The organism is Nocardioides sp., assembly GCF_031422975.1.
In the GTDB taxonomy this organism is placed as follows: Bacteria; Actinomycetota; Actinomycetes; order Propionibacteriales; family Nocardioidaceae; genus Nocardioides.
Genome location: NZ_JANPEO010000188.1, coordinates 1 through 2738 on the forward strand (window position 1 = coordinate 1; position 2738 = coordinate 2738).

The window sequence follows — 2738 nt, forward strand, 5'->3', positions numbered from 1 at the left end:
CGAGGTAGCGCTTCTCCATCTTGAACTCGGGGATGCCGTAGCGCATCAGGCCGCCGATGCGGTCGGCGCGCTCGTAGACCACCACCTCGTGGCCGGCGCGGGTGAGCTGCTGGGCGGTGGCCAGGCCGGACGGGCCCGAGCCGATGACGGCGACGGTCTTGCCAGAGAGCCACTCCGGCGGCTGGGGCCGGACGTAGCCGGACTCCCACGCCCTGTCGATGATCGAGACCTCGACGTTCTTGATCGTCACCGGGTCCTGGTTGATGCCCAGCACGCAGGCGGTCTCGCAGGGCGCCGGGCACAAGCGACCGGTGAACTCCGGGAAGTTGTTGGTCGCGTGCAACCGTTCGATCGCACCCTCCCAGTCGTCACGCCAGACCAGGTCGTTCCACTCCGGGATGATGTTGCCCAACGGGCAGCCCTGGTGGCAGAACGGGATGCCGCAGTCCATGCAGCGACCGGCCTGGGGCGTGATGATCGGCAGCAGCGCGCGGCCGATCCCGTCGGGGTAGACCTCGTTCCAGTCGTGGACGCGCTCCTCCACGGCGCGACGCGTCGCGACCTGGCGGCCCTCCTTGAGGAATCCCTTGGGGTCAGCCATGCAGCACCTCCATGATGCGGGCGTTGGCCTCGTCCTCGGTGAGGCCCTCGGCGAGGGCCTCCGCCCGAGCGTCGAGGACTCGCTTGTAGTCGCGGGGCATGACCTCGGTGAAGCGGCCCAGCGCGGTGTCCCAGTCGGCCAGGAGCGCGGCGGCGACCGTTGAGCCGGTCTCCTCGCCGTGCTGGGTGACCAACGTCTTGAGCTGCTCGGCCGCGTCACCGATCACGGGTCCGAGGGCGACGAGCTCGGGGTTGACCCGGGCCTCGTCGAGATCGAGCACGAACGCGTGGCCCCCCGACATGCCGGCCGCGAAGTTGCGTCCGGTGGCGCCGAGCACGACCACCACTCCCCCGGTCATGTACTCGCAGCCATGATCACCAACACCTTCGACCACGGCAGTCGCGCCGGAGTTGCGGACGCAGAAGCGCTCGCCGGCCTTGCCGCGCAGGAAGATCCGGCCCGACGTTGCGCCGTACCCGATCGTGTTGCCCGCGATGACCTGCTCACTGGCCTCGAAGGTTGCGGTGCGGTCGGGTCGTACGACGACATGTCCGCCGGACAGCCCCTTGCCCACGTAGTCATTGGCGTCGCCCTCGAGGCGCAGCGTCACACCACGAGGCAGGAACGCACCGAACGACTGCCCGGCAGAGCCGATCAGGGTGATGTCGATGGTGCCGTCGGGCAGGCCCTCGCCGCGGTAGCGCTTGGTCACCTCGTGGCCGAGCATGGTGCCGACCGTGCGGTTGACGTTGCGTACGGCGACCTGCGCGCGGACCGGCTCGCCGTTCTCGAGCGCCGGGGCAGCGAGCTTGATCAGCTCGTTGTCCAGCGCCTTGTCGAGGGCGTGGTCCTGGGTCTTGGTGTTGCGCAGGTCCTGGTCGGCGAACTGGCCGAACTCACCGTGGGCCGTGGCCTGGTGCAGGATCGGCGTCAGGTCGAGCCCGGCCGCCTTCCAGTGACCGACGGCTCGCTCGATGTCGAGCGACCCGACCTGGCCGATGGCCTCGTCGAGGTTGCGGAAGCCGAGCTCGGCGAGGAGCTCACGCACCTCCTCGGCGATGTAGGTGAAGAAGTTGACGATGTACTCCGCCTGCCCGTTGTAGCGCGCACGCAGGACGGGGTTCTGGGTCGCGACGCCCACCGGACACGTGTCGAGGTGGCACACGCGCATCAGGATGCAGCCCGACACGACGAGGGGCGCGGTGGCGAAACCGAACTCCTCGGCCCCGAGCAGCGCCGCGATGATGACGTCGCGGCCGGTCTTGAGCTGGCCGTCGGCCTGGACGACGATCCGGTCGCGGAGGCCGTTGAGGAGCAGCGTCTGCTGGGTCTCGGCCAGACCGAGCTCCCACGGCCCACCGGCGTGCTTGAGCGACGTGAGGGGTGCCGCACCGGTGCCGCCGTCGTGGCCGGAGATGAGCACGACGTCGGCGTGCGCCTTGGACACACCGGCCGCGACCGTGCCGACGCCGACCTCGGAGACCAGCTTCACGTGGATGCGGGCCGACGGGTTGGCGTTCTTGAGGTCGTGGATCAGCTGGGCGAGGTCCTCGATCGAGTAGATGTCGTGGTGCGGTGGCGGACTGATCAGGCCCACGCCGGGAGTCGAGTGCCGGGTCTTGGCCACCCACGGGTAGACCTTGTTGCCGGGCAGCTGGCCGCCCTCGCCGGGCTTGGCGCCCTGGGCCATCTTGATCTGGATGTCGTCGGCGTTGGTGAGGTATTCGCTGGTGACGCCGAACCGGCCGGAGGCGACCTGCTTGATCGCCGAGCGCCGCTCGGGGTCGTGGAGACGCTCGGCGTCCTCGCCCCCCTCACCGGTGTTGGACTTGCCGCCGAGGCGGTTCATCGCGATCGCGAGGGTCTCGTGCGCCTCCTGGCTGATGGAGCCGTAGGACATGGCGCCGGTGGAGAAGCGCTTGACGATCTCGCTGACCGGCTCGACCTCGTCGATGCTGATCGGCGCGCGGCCCGTGGCCTCGCCGTCCTTGAACCGGAACAGACCGCGCAGCGTCATCAGGCGCTCGGACTGCTCGTCCACGCGCGAGGTGTACTGCTTGAAGATCTCGTAGCTGCCCGTGCGGGTCGCGTGCTGCAGCCGGAACACCGTCTCCGGGTCGAACAGGTGCGGCTCGCC

At 69.4% G+C, this 2738-nt stretch carries 2 protein-coding genes; both read right to left on the reverse strand.

Features of this window, described 5'->3' with window-relative positions:
* A partial coding sequence (locus RMO85_RS05900; protein WP_310527361.1) for an FAD-dependent oxidoreductase occupies positions 1-601 on the reverse strand: 601 nt, incomplete at its 3' end.
* A partial coding sequence (locus tag RMO85_RS05905) for a glutamate synthase-related protein (RefSeq protein ID WP_310527365.1) occupies positions 594-2738 on the reverse strand: 2145 nt, incomplete at its 5' end. The genes RMO85_RS05900 and RMO85_RS05905, both read right to left, overlap by 8 nt.